This is a genomic window from Actinomycetospora succinea, assembly GCF_004363095.1.
GTDB lineage: Bacteria > Actinomycetota > Actinomycetes > Mycobacteriales > Pseudonocardiaceae > Actinomycetospora > Actinomycetospora succinea.
The window spans coordinates 131,576-151,798 of record NZ_SNYO01000001.1; the positions used below are offsets into that span (position 1 = coordinate 131,576).

A 20,223-nucleotide genomic window follows, 5' to 3' on the forward strand; every position below is an offset into this window, starting at 1 on the left:
CTCGATCCCTTCGGGTTGGCGTCCGTCTCACGCGTCGGATCAACAACGCCATGCCATCGCCGAGTGCTTCGTAGGCTCAGAGCAGCGCGCGCAGGGTCTCGCGGGTCGCGGCGAGCGCGGCCGCGGGGTCGTCCCAGAAGACCATGTGGCCGGTGCCCGGGACCTCGATGACCGTCGCCTCCGGGTTGGCCTTCGCCGCCTCCTCCGCGCCGGCGGCGGTGACGACGGGGCTGTCGCCGCCGTGGACGAGCACGGTCGGGGCGGGGACCGAGGGCCAGGTCGCGAAGAAGTCCTCGGACTCGAAGCCCGCGTGGGTCGCGATGACCGCGTCGCGCGAGATCGAGCTCATCCAGTGGGCGCGGAGCTCCTGCTCGCGGCGGGGCCAGCGGGGCCAGGACGCGGCGACCTCGTCGGCGTCGGTGCCCCGGCGCGCCTGGTCGAGCTGCCCGAGGAACGCGTCGAGCGTCGTGGGGTAGGGGCCGCGGCCGGGGCCGCTCATCGGCGGGTCGACGAGCACGGTGCCGCGCAGGTCGAGGCGGGTGGCGGCGACGGCGGTGATCCGCGCGCCCATCGAGTGCCCGAGCACGAGCGGGCGCTCGAGGCCGAGCCCGTCGATCACCGCGGCGACGTCGGCGGCGTAGGTGTCGAGGTCCCAGGCGTCCCCGCTGTCGGAGAACCCGCGCCCGCGGACGTCGAGGACCAGCGGGCGGACGAGGTCGGTGAGCTCGCGGGCGACGAAGTCCATGGCGATCGCCGGGCTCGTGATCCCCGGGACGATCAGCAGTGGCACGCCGTCGACGGGGCCGTGGTCGAGGACGTGCAGGCGCACCTCGCCGGAACGCACCCAGCGGCTCACCGCCGCGGTCTCGGCGAGGTCGGCGAGCGCGGGCTGGGTCAGGACGCGCTGTGTGGCGGGTTCGGTCACCGATCGGCCTTCCGGAAGGGGTCGTCGAGGTAGTTCACGGCGTCGTCGAGGGCGACGACGTCGGCGTACTTGGCCTGGAGGTCGTAGAGCGCGGCGTCGTGCGGGCCGCGGGCGCGGTCGCCGCAGGCGTCGGCGACGACGAGGGTGTCGAAGCCGCACTGCACCGCGTCGACGGCGGTGGCGCGCACGCAGCCGGACGTCGTGGCGCCGCAGATCACCGCGGTGTCGACGTGCAGGCCCGTGAGGAGCGCGGCGAGCGACGACCCGTGGAACGCCGAGGCGCCCTTCTTGAGGATCAGGTGGTCGTCGGGGGCCAGGCCGAGGCGCGCGTCGAGGGCGACGGCGTCGCTGCCCTCCCGCAGCGCGCGCACGCCCGGGGCCTTGCGCAGCCAGGCGACGGCGTCCCCGTCGGCCTCCGCGGCGGTGAACGAGACGGCGGTGGCGATCACCGGGACGTCGCGGTCGTGGGCGACCTCGACGAGCCGGGCCGCGGCGGCGACCTCCGCGGTCAGGTCGGCGCCCAGCGGGAAGTCGGGCTCGGTGAACCCGCGCGTGAGGTCGACGACGACCAGCGCCGGGCGCGGCCCGCGGGGGACCGTGGCGCCGAAGCCGGCGCGGTCGTAGACGGCGGCGGTCTCGGCGCCGTGCAGGGTCTCGTCAGCGGTCACGGTGTCGCAGCTCCTCGATCAGCATCTTCTGGCCGCGCAGGCGGCCCCACAGGTAGCCCTGGACGACGCCGACCAGGGCGGCGCCGGCGAGTGCGGCCCAGCGGCCGGCGTTCGGGGGCAGGAGCATGGCGAGCCCGTCGAGGGAATCCCCGCTCGGCGTGTCGCGATCCGAGGATGTGGCCCTATCGGCGTGCTCCCCTCGATCTGGCGTCAAAGACGCCAGCGATGCCGCATCGCTCGCACCGGAGGTGCCCGACCCACCCGAGCCGGACGAGAGCTCGCCGGCGAGGTTGCGGGCGAACTGGTCGAGCAGGCGGCTCGAGACCGTCGTGATCGCGCCCTTGCCGAACTGCGCGATCTTGCCGCGGATGAGCAGGTCGGTGTGCAGGTCGAGGGTCGAGCCGCCGTCGGCCTCGGCGACCGAGAGCACGACGTCGGCCTCCGCGTCGCCGGCGCCGTGGGCGTCCGAGGCGCGCGCCGACAGGCGCAGCGTGCGCTGGTCCGGCACGACCTCGGTGAAGCGCAGCGTGCCCGCGTAGGCGGCGCTGATCGGGCCGACCTTGACCTTCACGCGTCCCCGGTACGCCTCGCCCTCACGGCCCTCGAGCGTCGCGCCCGGCAGGCAGCCGGCGACGCGCTCGACGTCGTTGAGCAGCGCGAACACCGCGTCCGGCGCGGCCGGCACCGCGAGGTGGTTGTCCAGGATCACGACGGGACCTCCTGAGAACGCCGGGTGCACGCCGTCGCGTGCACCGCGTCGACGATGGTCTGGTAGCCGGTGCAGCGGCAGAGGTTCGCCGAGAGGGCCTCGCGGATCTCCTCGCGATCGGCGTCGGGGGACTCCGCGAGCACGCCCTCGGCCAGCATGAGGAAGCCGGGCGTGCAGAAGCCGCACTGCAGGCCGTGGTGGTCGGAGAACGCCTGCTGCAGGTCGGAGAGCTGCCCGCCCGCGTCGAGCGACTCCACCGTGCGCACGTCGGCGCCCTCGGCCTGCACGGCGAACACGAGGCAGGCGCGCACCGGGGCGTCGTCGACGAGCACGGTGCACGCCCCGCACACCCCGTGCTCGCAGCCCACGTGGGTGCCCGTGAGGCGCAGGTCGTGGCGCAGGACGTCGGCGAGCGTGCGCCGCGGCTCGACGACGACCTCCTCCTCGGTGCCGTTGACGGTCAGCGACAGCAGGTGCGGATCGTTCACAGCTCCTCCAGGGCGTCGGCCACCACCCGGGGGTGGATCGGCGTGGTGTCGAGCTCGACGCCGGTGCGGCGCAGCGCGTCGTTGACGGCGTTGAGCACCGCGGCGGGCGCCCCGATCGTCCCGCCCTCGCCGGCGCCCTTGGCCCCGTTCTCGGTGAACGCGCACGGCGTCTCGAGGTGCGCGATCGACACGTCGGGGATCTCGGTCGCGGTCGGCACCAGGTAGTCGATGAACGATGCCGCCGACGGCTCGCCGTGCGCGTCGTACGTGACCTCCTCGAACAGCGCGCCCGCGATGCCCTGCGCGATCCCGCCGCGGCACTGCCCGTCCACGACCTTCGGGTGGATCACGACGCCGCAGTCCTCGACGCACGCGTAGCGCAGGATGCGGATCGCGCCCGTGCCCGGGTCGGCCTCGACCACGACGGCGTGCGTGGCGTTCGAGAACGTCCCGTCGCCGGGGACGTCGAAGCTGGCGGTGGCGGTGAGCGCCGGCTCGACGTCCTTGGGCAGCAGGTGGCTGCGCAGGTAGGCGACGTCGGCGATCTCCTCGTACGACAGCCGCCGCGACGGGTCGTCGAGCTGCACGACCCCGCCGTCGCCGTCCATCGCGACGTTCTCCGGGCGCGTCTCGAGCAGGTGCGCGGCGATCCGGCACAGCAGCTCGCCGAGCCGCTCGGAGGCGAGCGCGACGGCCGAGCCACCGATCGTCACCGACCGCGACGCGAACGTGCCCCACCCGTAGGCGATGCGCTCGGTGTCGCCCTGGCGCAGCTTGACGCGGGCGACGTCGATGCCGAGCCGGTCGGCGACGATCTGCGCGAACGTCGTCTCGTGCGACTGGCCGTGGTTCATCGTGCCGCTGGTGACGACCACCGCGCCGGTGGTGTCCATCCGGATCTCGGAGAGGTCGAAGCCCGGGACCACGGTCATCTTCCGCTTGGCGAACGCCTCCGACCCGTAGCCGGTGCGCTCGGAGAAGCAGCAGAAGCCGATGCCGATGTGCCGCTCACCCGCGTCGCGCAGCTCGTACCAGCCCTCGTCGCGGATGGTCTTCTCGGCGAGGTCGAGCGACTCCCGGTAGGTGCCGGGGTCGTAGGTGACGGCATTGACGCCGGTGTACGGGAACTCGGTGATGACGTTGCGCCGGCGCACCTCGACCGGGTCCAGGCCCAGCTCGCGGGCGGCGCGCTCCATGACCCGCTCGATCGCCATCACGTACTGCGGGCGGCTGACCCCGCGGTACGGGGCGGTCGGGGCCTTGTTGCTGGTCAGCGCCCGGCCGCGCACCCGGTAGGCGGGCACGCGGTAGACGCTCGGCATCTCCGCGGACGCCATCAGCGGCTCGATGCCCGCGGTGAAGGGGTAGCAGGAGTAGGCGCCCATGTCGCAGACGACGTCGACGTCGAGCGCGGCGATGTGGCCGTCGGCGTCGAACGCCGCGCGCGTGCGGTAGGTCTGCTCGCGGGCCAGGAACCCGGCGGTCAGGGCCTCGCGCCGGTCCTCGATCCACTTCACGGGACGGTGCAGCCGGTGCGCCACGGCCGCCACGGCGACCTCCTCGCGCCCGACCACGCACTTCTGCCCGAAGCCGCCGCCCATGTCCGGGACGGTCACGCGGATCGTGCGCTCGGGGACGTCCAGGCAGCGGGCGACGAGCGTGCGGACCTGGTGGGGGACCTGGGTGCACGTCTGCACGAGCAGCTGGTCGTCGCGGGCGTCCCACGACGCGACGACGCCGCGGGTCTCGAGCGGGAGCGCGTTCTGCCGGCCGCTGCGGGTGGTGACCTCGACGGTGACGTCCGCGTCCTCGAAGGCCTCGTCCACACCTGGCGTGTCGAACATCGACACGTCGAGCAGCACGTTGCCGGCCGCCTCGTCGTGGACCAGCGGGGCGTCGGCCGCGAAGCCGCTCTCCTCGTCGACCACCACGGCGAGCGACTCGTGCTCCACCACCGCGGCCTCGATGCCGTCCTCGACGGCGTACGGGTCGCGCGCGAGGACAATCGCCAGCGGCTCGCCGACGAACCGGACCTTGTCCTTGGCGAGGATCGGCATCGCCGTCGGCGTGAACTCCTCGGCGGGCCGGTCGAGCAGGGCGACGATGTCGCCGAGCGCCAGGTCGCGCGCGTCGTAGGCGGCGATGACCCCGCTGACCGCGCGGGTGGCGGTCAGGTCGATCGCGGTGACGTGCGCGTGCGCGACGGTCGCGCGCACGAAGCCCGCGTGCAGCATCCCGGGCAGGGCGATGTCGTCGACGAAGCGTCCGCGCCCGGTGAGCAGGCGCGGGTCCTCGTGGCGGGGGATCGAGGCGCCGACCCAGCGGCCCCTGCGGCTCTCGAAGTGGGGCTCGGAGGCCGTGACCTCGGTCGGCAGGTCCGTGGCCGTCATCGCGCAGCCTCCCGACAGGCGTCCGCCACGAGCGTGCGCGTCAGACGCCGGCGGTAGGCGGCGGTGGTGCCCTCGTCCTCCGGGGGATCGATCGCCGCGGCGGCCGCCTCGGCGACCGCGGTCCACAGCGTGTCCCCGGCCTCGCCGTGCAGTGCATCCTCGGCCTCGGGCACCCGGACCGGGGCCGGCGCGACGCCGCCGAGGACGACGCGCCCGCCGGTGACGATGGTGGAGTCGCTGTCGGACAGGTCGAGCGCGACGGCCGCGTCGACGATCGCGAAGTCCCCGTGGCGGCGGGCGAACTCGCACAGCGCGGCGTGCGGCGCGGGCCGGGTGAAGCGGACCTCGACGACGACCTCGTCCGGGTCGACGGCGGTGGCGTAGAAGCCGTGGAACAGCTCGTCGGCGGGGATCTCGCGGCGCCCGGACGGGCCCTCGGCAACGACGACGGCGTCGAGGAGCAGGGCGAGCAGGCACCACTCGGCGGTCGCGTCGCCGTGCACGAGGCTGCCGGCGACCGTGCCGCGGCTGCGGATCGGCAGGTGCCCGACCCAGCGCATGGCGCGCGAGAGCACCGCCCACTCGCGGGGGAGCGCCGCGGTCTCCACGGCGTGGTGGGTGACCAGGGCGCCGAGCGTCAGCACCCCGTCGGACACGTCGATCGCCGTCATCGACGGCACCCGGCGCAGCGGGCCGAGGTCGACGAGCGCGGTCGGCCGGGCGAGCCGGAAGTTCATCATCGGCATGAGGCTCTGCCCGCCCGCGATGACCTTGGGGTCCTCGCCCGCCGCGGCGAGGTCGGTGAGCAGCGCGACGGCGTCGGCGACGTCGTGCGCGCGGTGGTAGGTGAACGCGGCGGGCTTCATGGGCCCCGCGCCTCCTCTCGGGAGCGGCTCGAGGATCCGGCGAAGGGCACCCGCGGCCGGTCTGGCTGACCGAAGGTGCCCTTCGCTCGGAACGGGTGGTGCGGTCAGGCCGTGGTGCGCTCGGTGCCGGTGGACTCGACGGCCGGGCTGTCCGGCACGTCGGTGGTGATCCGGTCGAGCTCGCGGCCCGCGGTCTCCGGCGCGCCGACCCACATGAAGACCACCGCGCCGACGACCAGCACGCCGAGCAGGGTGAAGGTCAGGGGCAGGCCCAGCACCGGCCAGAGCACGCTGCCGAACAGCAGCGGGGCGAAGCCGGTGATCGCGCGGCTCGACGACGACGCCCAGCCGAAGCCCGAGGCGCGCAGCTCGGTCGGGTAGAGCTCCGAGACGTAGGCGTACATGACCGGGATGACGATCAGCGCGAAGAGGCCGAAGGCCCCGATGGCGACGATCGCGAGGGTCGGCGTGCCCAGCAGCAGCGAGAACAGGACCAGGGTCGCCGCGGCGACCGGACCGGCGATCGCGATGACGCGCTTGCGGCCGTAGCGGTCGACGACGAGCACCGAGATGGCGACACCGACGATGCCGAGCGCGTTCATCAGCGTGGTCGAGGCGAAGGCCGCGATCTCGCCGAAGCCCTGGGCCTTGAGGATCGAGGGCATCCAGCTCAGGGCGGCGTAGTACACGAGCATCACGGCGATGAACAGCGACCAGGCGACGGCGGTGATCTTCGGGTTGAAGGCCCAGACGCGGCGCAGCTGGTCGACGGCCGCGGCCCACGCCCCGCCGCGCTTGTCCTCGACGACCGGCTCGGGGATGACGTAGGGCTCCGGGGCGGCGCCGGTGCGGGTGACCATGTCGTCGATGACGGCGCGGGCCTCGGTCTCGCGGCCCATGCGGGAGAGGTAGAGCGGCGACTCGGGCACCCCGCGGCGGATCCAGAACAGCAGGAGCGCCGGCAGGATCATCAGCACGAGCATCCAGCGCCAGTTGCCCTCGACGGGCACGAGCAGCGTCGCCGAGACGCCGGCGAGCGTGGCGCCGATCGGCCACCAGCCGTCCATCGCGGCGAGCACGCGGCCGCGCTGCTTCTTCGGCGAGAACTCGCTGACGATCGCGTAGTCGACCGGGATACAGCCGCCGAGGCCGACGCCGGCGAGGAAGCGCAGCAGCAGGAAGACCTCGATGTTCGGCGAGAACGCCCCGAACACCGAGAACAGCGCGAAGACCAGCAGGGTGATGCTGAAGGCCTTCTTGCGCCCGATCCGGTCGGCGACCGTGCCCCAGGCGACGGCGCCGACGGCCATGCCGATGAGGTTGGCGGTGGCGACGAGGCCGCGCTGGGCCGGCGAGAGCCCGAACTCGGTGCCGATCAGCGGGGTGAGGAACCCGTTGAGGGCGACGTCCCAGGCGTCGAACATGTAGCCGAGGCCGCCGATGAGGAAAATCTTGCCTTGGACGCCCCAGCGCCAGGGAAGGTCCTGGACGATCTGGTCTCCGGTGCGCATGTGTTCGCTCCCGTCGCGGGTGGTGGGGGTTCTCGTCGGTCCGCGCGTCAGCGGGCGAACTGGTAGTGGATGGACTCGGTGTCGTGGTCGTGCAGCGGGCTGCCGTTCCACAGCCAGTCGTAGGAGACGTCCGACTCGCCGTCGAAACGGCGCAGCTTGTCGTCGCGCTCGCGCTGCTCGGGGCCGTCGGGCAGGTGGTAGAACGCCATGTTCTGCAGCGAGGCGTCCTGGACCATGCCGGCGTGCTTGGCCCGGCGGTCGACGTAGCGCACGAGGGCGCCGTCGATGTCGTCGCGCGTCACCCGGCCCAGCTCCTCGGCGAGCACCGCGGCGTCCTCCATCGACTGCGAGGCGCCCTGGGCCTGGTAGGGGAGCATGGCGTGGCAGGCGTCGCCGAGCAGCGCGACCCGGCCGTCGACCCACACCGGGTCGCGGCGGCGGCGGTACATCGCCCAGAGCGAGACGTCCTCGGGCTTGGCCTTGGAGAGCACGGTCGGCACGCGGTCGTCCCAGTCGGCGAAGTCCGCGGCGAGCTGGTCGGGGGTCGCGGGGCCGCTCCAGTCGCGCTCGATGGTGTCCGAGCACGGGACGATCGCGACGACGTTGAGGTACTGGCCGCCGCGGATGACGTAGTGCACGAGGTGCTTGTCCGGGCCGTACCAGATGGTCGAGTGGTAGCGGTCCATGAGGAAGCGGGTCGCCGGGTCCGCGGCGACGAGCTCGCCGGGGATGAGCGCGCGGTAGGCCATCTCGCCCGAGAAGACCAGGGAGTCCTCGAAGCCCGCGAGGTCGCGGACCGCGGAGCGGATGCCGTCGGCGCCGATCAGCACGTCGCCGGCGAAGCGGCGGCCGTCCTCGGCGACCGCGACGGGACGCGTCGGGTCGGTGCGGTCGAGCTCGACGACCTTGGCGCCGGTGTGCAGGGCGACGACCGGGCCGGGGCCCTCGGGGTCGGCGCACGCGTCGAGCAGGACGCGGTGCAGGTCGGCGCGGTGGTAGTGCCAGTACGGGGCGCCGTACTGGTCGATCACCCGCTGCCCGAGGGGGAGCTGGGCGATGATGCTGCCGTCGGCCCAGCGGCGCCGGACCTGGTCCTCGGGCTGCGTGCGGATCGCCTCGAGCTGGGCGCGCAGCCCGAGCCCGATGAGGATGCGGCTGGCGTTCGGCGCGGTCTGGATGCCGGCGCCGATCTCGCCGAGCTCGGGCGCGGCCTCGACGACGGTGACGCGCGTGCCGCGCTGGCGGAGCGACAGCGCGGCGCAGAGACCGCCCAGCCCTCCTCCGACGATGGTGACCTCGAACGACTGGCTCGCCATCTGGCCGCCCTCCCGGTGTGGTGCTCGCGTTCGGCTGCGTTCAATCCGAGCACGTACTATCCGAGGACGCAATAGGTTGACGTGTCCCGAGACACGGCCGTAACAGATCGCAGGCGGGCGCATGCTCCGTTCAGGCTACGGAGGAGGGCCCGCAGCCGACGGTCGTTGCTCCCTGTGCGATCAGAGCTCGGCGCGCTCGGCGACCTGCTCCCACTGCTGCCCGAGGTCGTTGAACAGCGACGCCAGGTGCGGGCGCTGCTCGGGCGGGCAGCCGGCGAGCAGGGCCTCGTCGAGCGCGCGGGCGCGCCGGTTGGTCTCCGCGAGCGCCTCGGCGCCCTCGTCGGTGAGGGTCAGGACCTTCGCCCGCGCGTCGTGCGGGGCCTCGTGGCGCGCGATCAGCCCGCGCCGCTCCATGCGCCGGCAGACGTCGGCCATCGTCGAGGTGTCCAGGGCGACCGCGCTGGCCAGCGACGTCTGGTCGGCGTCCGGGTAGGCGCGCACGGCGGAGAGCACCGCGAACTGCGGGCCGGTGAGCACCGAGTCGACGTGCCGGCTCCACGCGGCGAGGTAGGCCTGGTAGAGCCGCCGGGCGCCGTAGCCGGGCGCGGCGACCAGGTCGGCCGGGGGGTCGAGGCGCACGCGGCGCCGGCTGGTGTCCTTGCTCGCCACCGCTCTCGTGTCTGCCGCTCTCGTCACCGCGTCCACCCCGTCCGTCGCGCCCCCGGTGACCCTCGGGTCACTCCCCGCTCCTCGGATAATACGTGCTCGGAACGAATCGGGGGGTGACGTGAAGGGTCAGTCCACGGCCTCGAGCGTGAGCCCGGTGCTGCGCGGGCCGAGGATGCCGACGTCGAGGCAGAGCAGCAGGATCATGAACGCCGCGCCGCCGAACACGGCGACCGGGCCCGCCGTGGCCAGCAGGGGCACGGCGACGAACGGCATGACCACCGACGTCGCCCGCGAGAGCGAGTAGGCCACGCCGCTCGCCGTCGAGCGGATCGAGGTCGGGAAGATCTCCGCCTGGTAGATGTGGAACGCGTTCGAGAAGATGTTGCTCGCCGAGGTCAGCAGGAAGCCGGCCAGCACGATCAGCCACACCGCCGACGCCGCGGCGAAGACGATGCCGAGCACGGCGATGGCGATCGCCGAGCCGACGATCAGCCACTTGCGCTCGAAGCGCTCCACCAGCGGCACCGAGATCAGCGAGCCGATCGGGTAGCCGAAGAAGGTCAGCGCGGCGTAGCCCAGCGACTCGGTGACCTCGAAGCCCTTGCTGACCAGCACGAGCGGGGCGAGCGTGCCGAAGCCGTAGTAGGCGATGGTCTGGAGCACCTGGAAGATCAGCAGCATGATCATCCGCTGGCGGTAGGTGCCGGTCAGCGCCGTGCGCAGGACGTCGACGGTCGAGCGCTTCTCGGGCTCGGCCGGTCCGGCGCGCGGGACCTCCTCGGGGGAGACCGGCCGCCCGACCTTCGCGGCGATCGTCCGGGCGACCTCCACCGCCTCGTCGTCGCGTCCCTGCGACTCCAGCCAGCGCGGCGACTCCGGGAGCACCCGGCGCAGAACCAGCACGAACACCGCGCCGAGCCCGCCGGCGATGAGCAGCCAGCGCCACCCGTCGATCCCGAGGATCTGCGCCGAGGCGACGAGCTTGCCGCCGAGCAGCGCGGCCACCGGGACGCCGAGGAAGCCGACCGTGTACGCCCACGCCGTGTACCGCCCGCGGGCGTGGGCGGGCAGGAACTCGGCGAGGTAGGTGTCGACGAGCACCAGCTCCGCGCCCAGCCCGATCCCGGCGAGGAAGCGCAGGACGAGGAACCACCCGATGTCGGGCGAGAACGCCGCGGCCAGCGAGAACAGCGAGTACGTCAGCAGGTTGAGCAGGAACACCCGCCGGCGCCCGATGCGGTCGGCGAGCACCGACAGCACGTTCGCGCCGACGAACATCCCGAGGAACCCGCTGGCGACGACCGCGGCCTTGCCCGCGGACCCCAGCGAGAACTCCTTGGCGAGGATCGGGGCCAGCACCCCGCCGAGGAACACCTCGTACAGATCGAAGAACGAGCCGATCCCGACCAGCACGACCAGGCGGCGGTGCCACCCCGCGAGGGGCAGCCGCTCGAGGATCGCGCCGGCCGGGCTCGTCGGCTCCGTTGCCCCTGTCGAGACCGCCATCGAGCGATGGTCGGGCTCACGGGGACCTCACGCCGGGCGAGAATCCGGATTGTCCGGCTATCAGACAAATGCTCCTCGGGGATCGCGGCCCAGCCAGCCCACCAGGCGCGCGTAGGGCGGCGCGTCGGCGGCGACCTCGACCGGCGGACCGAAAGGGATCGGCCCGCCCCGGGGCTCGGCCGGCAGCACGCGGCGGGCGTTGTCCTCGACGCCCAGGGCGAGCTCGTCGTCGAGACCCTCGAGGCGGCCGGTGGCCGCGCCGAGGTCCCAGGCGTGCACGGTGAGCTCCTGGACGTAGCCGAAGCCGACGAACCGGCCCGGCATGGTGCCCCAGGGCACGGTGAGCACGCGGTCGAGGACCGCCTCGTCCTGGATCCATACCCGGTCGATGTCCGCGCGGGCCGCGGCGAGCTCGGCGACGTGGGTGCCCGGCGCGACCTCCGGGTCGGACGGGACGTCCGCGAAGTGGCCACCGGCGCCGACGTGCGCGATGCGGCGGTGCACGCCGACGAGGTGGTCGAGCAACGTGCGGACGTCCCAGCCGTCGCAGGGCGTCGGGCGCTCGACGGCGTCGGGCGGGGTGGTCGCGACGAGCTCGGCGACCTGGTCGAGCGCGCGGGTGAGCAGGGGGCGGGGGTCGGGCGCGGTCATGGTGTGTCTCCTTCTCGGGGTGGGTGTCAGCCGGCGACGCGCAGCAGCAGCGCGACCCAGGTGCGGTAGGGGCGGAGCCCGTCGACGAGGTCGTCGAGCGGGTCGTCGGGGTGGCGGCCGTGGCGGCGGGCGAGCGCGGCGCGGCAGCGGGGCTCGCCGTCGGGCCACTCGTCGACCACGCCGCAGGAGCGCAGCCAGATCAGCGAGGCGTAGAACGCGCCGATCCCGCGGAGGCGCTGCAGCGCGGCGCGGGCGCCGTCGGATCCGAGCGCGCGCAGGCGCTCGACCTCGAGCTCCCCGGCCAGTGCGGCCTCGGCGACGCCGTGCAGGCGGCGCACCTTCTCCGCGCCGAGCCCGGGGAGCTCGCCCAGTTCGCGCAGGGCCTCGGGGCGCGGGAACGCCGCGACCTCGGCGCCCGCGACGGTCAGCGTCTCGCCGTGGGCGACCGCGAGGCGGCGGAAGAGCAGCCCGGCCTGGCGCTCGCTGATCCGCGCCGAGACGACACCCCAGGCGGCGGCCTCGTAGGGCGTGCCGAAGAGCGTCGGGCGCAGGCCGGGGTGCTCGGCCATCAGGCGGCCGATCACCGGGTCGCGGCGGCCCACGTCGGGGTAGTCCCGGGCGTCGTGGTCGAGCGAGAGCACGCGGGCGACCTGGGCGAGGGCCAAGTCCTCGGCGCCCTCGGCCCCGGCGATCTCGACCTCCACCGGCCCGTCGGGCTCGGCCTGGCGCAGCGCGAAGGCCGCAGGGCGCTGGTCGCCGTCGAGCGGGGCGGTGAGGCGCAGGGGCTCGTCGGGAGACGGCGTGTGCCGGGTGATCGGGCCCCAGCGGCCGACGAACGCCCGGGTGCGCTCGAGGTCGAACGGACCGAGGGGCTCGAGGACGCGGGTGGTGGGTGGGGCGGTCATGAGCAGAGGATGCGACCCCATACACGACACCTGCTGTCGTGTTTCTGAGGCATTCTCGACGGGTGCGCTCGGACCGCCTGCTCGCGACGCTGCTGCTCCTGCAGACCCACGGCCGCCTGAGCGCGCCCGAGATCGCCCGGCGCCTCGAGGTGTCCACGCGCACCGTGCAGCGCGACGTCGAGGCGCTGTCGTCGGCCGGGGTGCCGGTGTACTGCGAGCGCGGGCGGCGCGGCGGCGTCGCGCTCCTCGAGGGCTACCGCACCGACGTCACGGGCATGACCGACGACGAGCTGCGCGCGCTCGTGGCGCTGGGGGCGTCCGCGGACGGCGGCGCGCTGGGGACGGCGCTGGCGTCGGCGTCGCGCAAGCTGCTCGCGGCCATCCCCGACGCCCGGCGCGAGGGCGTCGACCGGGCGCGCCGGCGCCTGCTCGTCGAGCACCAGGGCTGGCGGCGCGCGCCCGAGGACCTGCCCGCCCTGCCCGCCCTCGACGCCGCGCTGGTCGCCGACGAGCGGGTCCGAATCCACTACGCCACCGGCGACGCCGTCGAGGCCACGTGGCGCACCGTCGACCCGTACGGCCTGGTCAGCAAGGCCGGCACCTGGTACCTCGTGGCCGCCCACCGCGGGCAGCCGAAGATGTACCGGGTCAGCCGGGTCCGGGAGGTCGCCGCCACCGGGACGCCCGCCCGCCGCCCCGACGAGCGCGGCCTCGCCGAGGTGTGGGCCGAGCTGCGCGACCGGCTGCAGGCGCCCAGCGACGAGGTGGACGTGCGGGTGCGCGTCGACCCGGCGTGGGCGCCGACGCTGCGCCGGGTCGCGATGGCCGTGCAGGCCGGGCCGTGGCGTACCGACGGCGTCGAGGCGGACGGCCGCGAGGTGATGAGCGCCCCGTTCCGCTCGCTCGTCGCCGCGCGGGCCGGGCTGCTGGGCTACGGCGAGGCGGTCGAGGTCGTGGAGCCCGCGGAACTGCGCGCGGAGATGGCCGACGCCGCGGCGCGCGTGGTGGCGCTCTACACGATGCCGGGGGACGCCCCTCCCGATTAGGGTCACGCGCCATGACGAGCGTGCTGGTGACCGGTGGCGGCGAGCGACTGAGCGAGGTGGCGGAGGCCATCAAGGCCACCGGGGCGGAGACCACGGTGGTCGACTCGCTCGACCGCCTCGGCGAGGCGGTGGCGGGACAGTCGTTCGACGCGTACGTGCAGCTCCCGGTGGCCATGACCCCGCGCAGCGGCAGCCTGGTCTCGCGGGTCGAGCAGTTCCTCTCCGAGGGCCTGCTCAGCCGCTTCCGCGCCGCCGAGACCGTGCTGCCCGCGCTGCACGACGCCTCCACGGTGGTGCTCGTCGGCGGCCAGACGAACATCGACGTCGACGCCCCGGACGACCAGCAGGCGCGCACGGCGCTCATGCGGGTGCTCGCGCACGCCCTGCGCGCCGAGCGGGCGCCCGCGCACCTGAAGGTGCGCACCGCCGGGCCCGAGTGGAGCGGCGCGGACATCGCCGCGAGCCTCGAGGGCGGCGCGCCGTCGGAGGCCCCGTCGGCGCAGACCGGCGACCGCGAGGCCATCGGCAAGGCCTACGCCGACTGGCGCGCCGAGGTGCTGGGCCTCGTGCGCGTGGAGTTCTGATCTCCGGGAGCGCTGTCGGGGTCGTCCCCTAGCGTCCGGTTCCGTGACGGACGGCAACCCGATCATCACCGACGTCTACACGTCGGACCCGGCCCTGCTCGTCCACGACGGCACCGCCTACCTCTACACCGGCCACGACGAGGCCCCGCCCGACGCGGACCGCTTCGTCATGCGCGACTGGCTGTGCTGGTCGTCGAGCGACCTGCGGTCGTGGACCCCGCACGGTCCGCTGCTGCGCGTCGACGACTTCGCGTGGGCCCGCGACGGGGCGAAGGCGTCGTGCGTGGTGGAGCGGCACGGCCGGTTCTGGTGGTACCTCGCGGTGAACCACGCGACGGTGCCCGGCGGGGCGATCGCCGTGGCGGTCGCCGACCATCCCACCGGCCCGTTCCGCGACGCCCTGGGCCGCGCGCTGATCACGAACGACGTCCCGGACGACGACGGGCGCGACCACACGATCGACCCGTGGGTGCTCGTCCACGAGGGGCAGGCGTACCTGTACTGGGGCAAGCACCGCTGCTTCACCGCTCGCCTGGACGACACGATGACCGCGCTCGCCGGCCCGGTCACCGAGATCGAGCTGCCGGGGTTCGCCGAGGGCGCGCACGTCCACGCGCGCGATGGGTGGTGCTACCTGTCCTACGGGGTCGGCCACCCGCAGCGCGTCGCGTACGCCCGCAGCCGCGGCCCCGAGGGGCCGTGGACGGTCGAGGGGATCGTCAACGAGGTGCCCGGCAACTGCGCGACCAACCGGCCGTGCATCGTGGCGTTCCACGGCGAGTGGATCTTCTTCTACCACAACGGCGTGCTGCCGGGCGGCGGGAACCACCGCCGCTCGGTGTGCGCCGACCGCCTGTCGTACGACGCGGACGGGCGGATCGAGCGGGTGCGGATGACCGGCGAGGGACTGCTCGGGTCAGGTTGACGCGAGCGCCGAGCCCTGCCGGTACTCCTCCCACGGGATCGTCCAGTCGGCGATGTCGCCGTCGCGCGTCGTCAGCGGGCGCTCGGAGCCGACGATCTCCACCGGGTCGCCCATCTGCACCCAGTTGAAGAAGAACTGGCCGTTGGTGGGCGAGAGGTTCACACAGCCGTGCGAGACGTTGCTGCGCCCCTGCTGGCGGGTGGTGGCCGCGTTGACGTGCACGAACTCGCCGTTGTTGGAGATGCGCACGGCCAGCGGCAGGTCCTCGTCGTAGAAGCCCGGCGTGCCCTCGGCCGGCCCGCCCCACGTGTCGGAGCGCATGCGCTTGACCTCGTGCTTCTCGAACGCGACGTGCACGCCGTACTGCGTCGGGTACTGCGCCCGGCCGTAGGAGGCCGGCATGCTCTTGAACTCCTGGCCGTCCTGGTAGAGCACGAGCGTGTGGGCGTTGACGTCGCCGCGGGCGCGCTGGTCGCGGCCGACGGTGAACGAGAAGGAGCGGTCCTCCTCGCCGTAGACGCCCTCGCCGCTGTCGACGCCGAAGAGGCGGGCGCTCACCGACACCTGGGTGCCGGGTCGCCAGTAGTCCTTCGGGCGCCAGTTGAGCTGCTCGTCCGACATCCAGCGGAACGAGCCCTCGGTGGGCGTCGAGGTCTGCACCGACACGCGGCGCTCCACGGCGGCGCGGTCGGTGACGGGGGAGTCGAAGTTGATCGAGATCGGCATGGCGACGCCGACGGTCTGGCCGTCGGTGGGGCGGATGCTCGCGATCTCGAGGGTCTTCTCGGGCGCGACGGTGGTGAAGGTCTGGTCGAGCGGAGCGCCGGGGCGACCCTGCTCGTCGACGCCGGCCGCCTGGACGCGGTACTCGGTGCCGTAGGCGAGCTGGGGGCTCGTCCAGCGCGTGCCCGACGGGTCGGGCGTGCCGGCCAGCGCGGCGCCGCCGGTGGGGGTCACCGTGACGGTGGTCAGCCGGCCGCCGGCGGCGGACACGGTGAGCGGCTCGGCCGGGGCGACGTCGGTCGCGCCCGGGGCGACGGAGGCGGCGAGCGCCACCGGCGGCACGGGCGGTGGCGGCGGCGGACCGCCCACCGCGGCACACCCACCCAGCAGGGCCACCAGGGCGAGCAGCGCGATCACCGGGCCCGTCATCGCCCGATCGAGCCTGCGAGAAGTCCTCACGCGGCTGCGCTCCGTCCTCGACACACCGTCCCCCTCGTCCCGATCCGGGACATCCCGACTGTCCATCCTCAACCATGCGAGACGCACCGGCACGGTTCGCGGTTGCGTGTCGTCGATGTCGACTTCGCAACGGACATCTCGGGCGGTTCGACGACCACGGTCCGTCCCCGGACGGTTGCGCCGGACGGGTGACCGGACGCTCGGCGCGTCTCAGCACCGTCTCAGGACGTGCGGCCACACTGTCCGCCATGCGGATCCTCGTCGCGGACGACGACCGGGCGGTGCGCGACTCGCTGCGCCGCTCGCTGGCGTTCAACGGCTACCAGGTCGAGCTCGCGGCGGACGGCCAGCAGGCGCTCGACGCCCTGGCGAACGACGCCGGCCCGCGGCCCGACGCGCTGGTCCTCGACGTGATGATGCCGCGCGTCGACGGGCTCGAGGTGTGCCGCCGGCTGCGCAACGCCGGCGACGACATCCCGGTGCTCGTCCTCACCGCGCGCGAGGCGGTGTCGGACCGCGTGGCCGGCCTCGACGCGGGCGCCGACGACTACCTCGCCAAGCCCTTCGCGCTCGAGGAGCTGCTCGCCCGCCTGCGGGCGCTGCTGCGCCGCACGACGCCCGAGGAGCAGGCGGGCTCGCCCGACCCGGAGCCGCTGCGCTTCGCCGACCTCTCGCTCGACCCCGTGACGCGCGAGGTCACCCGCGGCGAGCGCCCGATCAGCCTCACGCGCACCGAGTTCTCGCTGCTCGAGCTGTTCATGGCCAACCCGCGCCGCGTGCTCACGCGCAGCCGCATCCTCGAGGACGTCTGGGGCTACGACTTCCCGACCACGGGCAACGCGCTCGAGGTCTACGTCGGCTACCTGCGCCGCAAGACCGAGGCGGAGGGCGAGGTCCGCCTCATCCACACCGTCCGCGGCGTGGGTTACGTGCTGCGCGAGACACCACCCTGATCCCTATGTGAGCGAACTTTGGGGCTATAGCCCCAAAGTTCGCTCACATACTCCGGTCGGACTACTTCGAGGCGACCTCGGCCTCGTACTTCTTGGTCATGTGGTCGACGGCCTCGAGCTGGGTGGCCGCGTACTCGTCGCGCTTGAGCCCCGCGCGCTCCTTGGCGGCCTGGGTCGACTCGGCGTGGCTGCGCCCGCCCCACGTCGTGCCCTGGAAGTGCGGGACGACGTTCTGGGCGATGAGCTCCCACGAGCGCTTCGTGGCCTGCGGGTTCGCCCACTCGTGCCCGAGCAGCAGCATCGCGCCGAAGCCGCCGGACTGGTCGGCGAGGCGCTGGACCTGCGCCTTCGCGTCGTCCGGCGTCCCGATCGCCCCGATGCCGGCCTCGTTGATGAAGTCGATCATCTCCTTGACGTCGCCGCCCTCGACGCCCATCTGCGGGAACGCCGCGGTCTTCTGGAAGTAGCGGAACCAGTTCTCGATCCCGTACTCGACGTCGCGGTAGGCCTGCTCCTTGGTCTCGGCGATGTGCATGAGACCGACCAGGCGCCACTTCTCGCGGTCCGGCGCGGGCTGCCCGTAGTGCTGGGCGCGCTCCTCGACGACGTTCCAGTGGTGGGCGAGCGCGTCGAAGCCGTCCTGCGAGAGCGTCGCGCCGATCGAGAGCAGGCCGGCGCCGTGACGCCCGGCCATGCGCGGCCCGGTCGGCGAGGCGACGGCCGCGACGGCGATGTCGAAGCACGGCTCGGTGTAGGGCCGCAGCTGCAGCTGGGCCTCGATGAGGTTGTGGGTCTTGGTCTGCTCGGTGACGACCTCGCCGCGCAGCAGCCGCATGATGATGTCGAGGTTGACGTCGAGCAGCTCGCGCGTGTCGGTGGGGTTCAGCCCGATCATCGCCGAGTCGCTGGGCAGAGAGCCGGGGCCGACGCCGAGCATCGTGCGCCCGCGCGTGAGGTGGTCGAGCAGCACCATGCGATCGGCCACCCACAGCGGGTTGTGGTAGCTCGCCGAGGTCACGCCGGTGCCGAGCTTGATCCGCCTGGTCCGCTCGGCGGCGGCCGCGATGAAGATCTCCGGGGAGGCGATGATCTCGCTGCCCGCCGAGTGGTGCTCCCCGATCCAGGCCTCGTCGATGCCCAGCGCGTCGAGGTGCTCGATCAGCTCGAGATCGCGCTGCAGGGCGAGGGTCGGGTTCTCACCGGCGCGGTGGAACGGGGCCAGGAACGTGCCGAAGCGCAGTCTGCTCACAGGGGGTCTCTCCTCGTCGAGTCGTCCGCACCCCGACCGTAAGCCGGGTCACAGGGACACGTACAGACCGCATGACGCTCCGTGAGCGATTTGTGGAACGTCGGTGTCTATCAGCGCGGCGTCATCTCCGGGGCATCCAGAACCGCAGCAGCGCCCCGCCCTCGGGCGCGCGCTGGGCCGAGACGCCGCCGTGGTGGCGGTCGGCCACCTGGGCGACGATCGACAGCCCGAGCCCCGACCCGCTCATCGTCCGCGCGTCCAGCGAGCGGTAGAAGCGCTCGAAGACCAGGTCGAGCTCCTCGTCGGCGATGCCCGGCCCCTGGTCGGCGACCTCGAGCACCGCGGTGCCCGGCCGCTCCGGCGCCACGCCCTCGCGCAGCGTCACGCGCACGGTGCCGCCCGGCGGGCTCCACTTCGCGGCGTTGTCGAGCAGGTTCAGCGCGGCCCGCTCGAGGGCGTTGGCGTCGCCGGTGACCTCGCACGACGCGAGGTCGACGTCGAAGGTGACGTTCTCGGCGGCGGCGCGGCGCCGGGCCCGGTCGAGGGCGCGCTCGACGACGTCGGCGAGGTCGAGCGGCTCGGCGGCGACCTCGGGCGGGTCGTCGCGGGCGAGCTCGACGACGTCGCCGATGAGGTTCGCCAGCTCGTCGACCTGGGCGCGCAGGTCGGCCTGCAGCTCCTCGCGGTCCTGCGCCGAGAGCGTGGGCGCGCCCGGCTGGCCGGAGGCGCGGTCGGAGGCCATGAGGAGCTCGAGGTTGGTGCGCAGCGAGGTCAGAGGCGTGCGCAGCTCGTGCCCGGCGTCGGCCACGAGCCGGCGTTGTCGCTCGATCGACGACGCCAGCGCGGCGAGCATGGCGTTGAAGCTGCTGGTCAGGCGCGCGAGCTCGTCGCCGCCGGTGACGGGGATCGGGCGCAGGTCACCGGTGCGCGCGACGCGCTCGGTCGCCGAGATCAGCCGCTCGACGGGCCGCAGCCCGGCGCGGGCGATCGCGACGCCGGTGAGCGCGGCGAGCAGCACCCCGGACGCGCCGGCGACGAGCAGCACCACCGCGAGCTTGGAGAGCGTCCGCCGCGTCGGGTCGAGCTCCTGGGCGAGCACGAGCGCGCGGCCCTCGCCCGCGTAGACGGCGACGACGCGGTAGACCTCGCCGTCCGCGACGCCCGTGCGCACGGACGTCGGCGGGTCCTGGCGCGCCGCGGAGACCTCGGCCGCGCCGAGCGGGGGGCTGTTGCCCCGCAGGGTGACGAACTCGCCGTCCGCCGTGACGATCGCGACACGGACCTCGCCGGCCGCGAGGGCGTCGGAGGAGACGCGCAGCAGGATCGCGGGGTCGGCGAGGTCGCCGGACGCGGCCACCGTCGCGCGCTGCACGAGGCTCTCGTCGAGCTGGTCGTAGAGGGCGCGCTGGGCGGTGAAGAACACCGCGATCGCGATCAGCGCGACGAGCAGCCCGCCGCCGACCGAGACGAGGATGCCGACCCGCCGGCGCAGCGGGATCCCCTGCAGGAGGTGCCGGATCAGCCCCGGTGGCGGGTCCTCGTCGTCCGCGGCCGGGCGCTCGGCGGGGGTGCGGCCGTCCAGCGGGGGACCGGTCGGGGTGCCGAGCGGGCTGCCGGTGGGACCGTCCGGGAACGTGGCGGGACGCTCGTCGTCGGCCGGGGGAGCATCGGTCGACGGGC

Annotated in this window: 19 protein-coding genes; 4 read left to right on the plus strand and 15 right to left on the minus strand. The window is 73.8% G+C overall.

What is annotated here, in order from left to right; genetic code table 11:
- Window positions 1-76: 76 nt before the first annotated feature.
- The 12 genes from EV188_RS00680 to EV188_RS00735 form a co-directional block, all read right to left on the minus strand.
- Window positions 77-925, minus strand: a complete 849-nt coding sequence (locus EV188_RS00680) for an alpha/beta fold hydrolase (RefSeq protein ID WP_133824336.1) — start codon at window positions 923-925, stop codon at window positions 77-79.
- Window positions 922-1,593, minus strand: coding sequence for an isochorismatase family protein (locus EV188_RS00685; protein ID WP_243741387.1), 672 nt, complete (start codon window positions 1,591-1,593; stop codon window positions 922-924). The genes EV188_RS00680 and EV188_RS00685 overlap by 4 nt, the downstream gene beginning before the upstream one ends.
- Window positions 1,583-2,302 (minus strand): SRPBCC family protein, encoded by a 720-nt coding sequence (locus tag EV188_RS00690; RefSeq protein ID WP_133824337.1) that lies wholly within the window; start codon window positions 2,300-2,302, stop codon window positions 1,583-1,585. Before EV188_RS00690 ends, EV188_RS00685 begins: the two co-directional genes overlap by 11 nt.
- Window positions 2,299-2,790, minus strand: coding sequence for a (2Fe-2S)-binding protein (locus EV188_RS00695; protein WP_133824338.1), 492 nt, complete (start codon window positions 2,788-2,790; stop codon window positions 2,299-2,301). Before EV188_RS00695 ends, EV188_RS00690 begins: the two co-directional genes overlap by 4 nt.
- A complete protein-coding gene (locus EV188_RS00700) occupies window positions 2,787-5,180 on the minus strand; it encodes a xanthine dehydrogenase family protein molybdopterin-binding subunit (protein WP_133824339.1) in 2,394 nt (797 codons plus the stop codon). The genes EV188_RS00695 and EV188_RS00700 overlap by 4 nt, the downstream gene beginning before the upstream one ends.
- Entirely contained in the window at window positions 5,177-6,046 is an 870-nt protein-coding gene (locus tag EV188_RS00705; RefSeq protein WP_133824340.1) for an FAD binding domain-containing protein, read from the minus strand. The genes EV188_RS00700 and EV188_RS00705 overlap by 4 nt, the downstream gene beginning before the upstream one ends.
- Window positions 6,047-6,150: 104 nt before the next feature.
- Window positions 6,151-7,557, minus strand: a complete 1,407-nt coding sequence (locus tag EV188_RS00710) for an MFS transporter (protein ID WP_133824341.1) — start codon at window positions 7,555-7,557, stop codon at window positions 6,151-6,153.
- Between the two features lie 47 nt (window positions 7,558-7,604).
- Entirely contained in the window at window positions 7,605-8,873 is a 1,269-nt protein-coding gene (locus EV188_RS00715; RefSeq protein ID WP_133824342.1) for an FAD-dependent monooxygenase, read from the minus strand.
- Window positions 8,874-9,053: 180 nt separating this feature from the next.
- Window positions 9,054-9,542 (minus strand): MarR family winged helix-turn-helix transcriptional regulator, encoded by a 489-nt coding sequence (locus EV188_RS00720; protein ID WP_166659662.1) that lies wholly within the window; start codon window positions 9,540-9,542, stop codon window positions 9,054-9,056.
- A gap of 126 nt (window positions 9,543-9,668) precedes the next feature.
- Complete coding sequence (locus EV188_RS00725) at window positions 9,669-11,048, minus strand: MFS transporter (RefSeq protein ID WP_133824343.1); 1,380 nt, start codon at window positions 11,046-11,048, stop codon at window positions 9,669-9,671.
- Window positions 11,049-11,108: 60 nt separating this feature from the next.
- The gene (locus EV188_RS00730; RefSeq protein ID WP_133824344.1) at window positions 11,109-11,699 is read right to left on the minus strand and encodes a TIGR03086 family metal-binding protein; all 591 of its coding nucleotides are present in this window, start codon (window positions 11,697-11,699) and stop codon (window positions 11,109-11,111) included.
- A 26-nt stretch (window positions 11,700-11,725) separates the two neighbouring features.
- Window positions 11,726-12,604 carry a DNA-3-methyladenine glycosylase family protein gene (locus tag EV188_RS00735; protein WP_133824345.1) on the minus strand — a complete coding sequence of 293 codons (879 nt, stop codon included), beginning with the start codon at window positions 12,602-12,604 and terminating at the stop codon, window positions 11,726-11,728.
- A 62-nt stretch (window positions 12,605-12,666) separates the two neighbouring features.
- Between EV188_RS00735 and EV188_RS00740 the strand changes: the two genes are divergently transcribed.
- From EV188_RS00740 to EV188_RS00750, 3 genes are read left to right on the plus strand one after another with little or no spacing between them, the layout of a single operon-like run.
- Window positions 12,667-13,650, plus strand: coding sequence for a helix-turn-helix transcriptional regulator (locus tag EV188_RS00740; protein ID WP_133824346.1), 984 nt, complete (start codon window positions 12,667-12,669; stop codon window positions 13,648-13,650).
- A gap of 11 nt (window positions 13,651-13,661) precedes the next feature.
- Window positions 13,662-14,234 carry a hypothetical protein gene (locus EV188_RS00745; protein WP_133824347.1) on the plus strand — a complete coding sequence of 191 codons (573 nt, stop codon included), beginning with the start codon at window positions 13,662-13,664 and terminating at the stop codon, window positions 14,232-14,234.
- A gap of 43 nt (window positions 14,235-14,277) precedes the next feature.
- Window positions 14,278-15,159 (plus strand): family 43 glycosylhydrolase, encoded by an 882-nt coding sequence (locus tag EV188_RS00750; RefSeq protein WP_133824348.1) that lies wholly within the window; start codon window positions 14,278-14,280, stop codon window positions 15,157-15,159.
- Here the strand turns inward: EV188_RS00750 and EV188_RS00755 are convergent.
- The gene (locus EV188_RS00755) at window positions 15,151-16,311 is read right to left on the minus strand and encodes a L,D-transpeptidase (protein ID WP_133824349.1); all 1,161 of its coding nucleotides are present in this window, start codon (window positions 16,309-16,311) and stop codon (window positions 15,151-15,153) included. The two genes, EV188_RS00750 and EV188_RS00755, sit on opposite strands and share 9 nt — an antisense overlap.
- Before the next feature lie 278 nt (window positions 16,312-16,589).
- Between EV188_RS00755 and EV188_RS00760 the strand changes: the two genes are divergently transcribed.
- On the plus strand, window positions 16,590-17,294 hold the full coding sequence (locus tag EV188_RS00760) for a response regulator transcription factor (protein ID WP_133824350.1): 705 nt from the start codon (window positions 16,590-16,592) through the stop codon (window positions 17,292-17,294).
- A gap of 61 nt (window positions 17,295-17,355) precedes the next feature.
- Here EV188_RS00760 and EV188_RS00765 read toward each other — a convergent pair whose 3' ends face one another.
- Together EV188_RS00765 and EV188_RS00770 are read right to left on the minus strand one after the other, a co-directional pair.
- Window positions 17,356-18,543, minus strand: coding sequence for an LLM class flavin-dependent oxidoreductase (locus EV188_RS00765; RefSeq protein ID WP_133824351.1), 1,188 nt, complete (start codon window positions 18,541-18,543; stop codon window positions 17,356-17,358).
- A 121-nt stretch (window positions 18,544-18,664) separates the two neighbouring features.
- Window positions 18,665-20,125: a HAMP domain-containing sensor histidine kinase gene (locus EV188_RS00770; RefSeq protein WP_425550171.1), complete on the minus strand. Its 1,461-nt coding sequence runs from the start codon at window positions 20,123-20,125 to the stop codon at window positions 18,665-18,667.
- Between the last annotated feature and the right edge of the window lie 98 nt (window positions 20,126-20,223).

Coding starts and splice junctions, on each gene's coding strand:
- EV188_RS00700 (WP_133824339.1), bottom strand. CDS start 5,180: ATGACGGCCACGGACCTGCCGACCGAGGTCACGGCCTCCGAGCCCCAC.
- EV188_RS00705 (WP_133824340.1), bottom strand. CDS start 6,046: ATGAAGCCCGCCGCGTTCACCTACCACCGCGCGCACGACGTCGCCGAC.
- EV188_RS00710 (WP_133824341.1), bottom strand. CDS start 7,557: ATGCGCACCGGAGACCAGATCGTCCAGGACCTTCCCTGGCGCTGGGGC.
- EV188_RS00715 (WP_133824342.1), bottom strand. CDS start 8,873: ATGGCGAGCCAGTCGTTCGAGGTCACCATCGTCGGAGGAGGGCTGGGC.
- EV188_RS00725 (WP_133824343.1), bottom strand. CDS start 11,048: ATGGCGGTCTCGACAGGGGCAACGGAGCCGACGAGCCCGGCCGGCGCG.
- EV188_RS00730 (WP_133824344.1), bottom strand. CDS start 11,699: ATGACCGCGCCCGACCCCCGCCCCCTGCTCACCCGCGCGCTCGACCAG.
- EV188_RS00735 (WP_133824345.1), bottom strand. CDS start 12,604: ATGACCGCCCCACCCACCACCCGCGTCCTCGAGCCCCTCGGTCCGTTC.
- EV188_RS00745 (WP_133824347.1), top strand. CDS start 13,662: ATGACGAGCGTGCTGGTGACCGGTGGCGGCGAGCGACTGAGCGAGGTG.
- EV188_RS00755 (WP_133824349.1), bottom strand. CDS start 16,311: ATGACGGGCCCGGTGATCGCGCTGCTCGCCCTGGTGGCCCTGCTGGGT.
- EV188_RS00760 (WP_133824350.1), top strand. CDS start 16,590: ATGCGGATCCTCGTCGCGGACGACGACCGGGCGGTGCGCGACTCGCTG.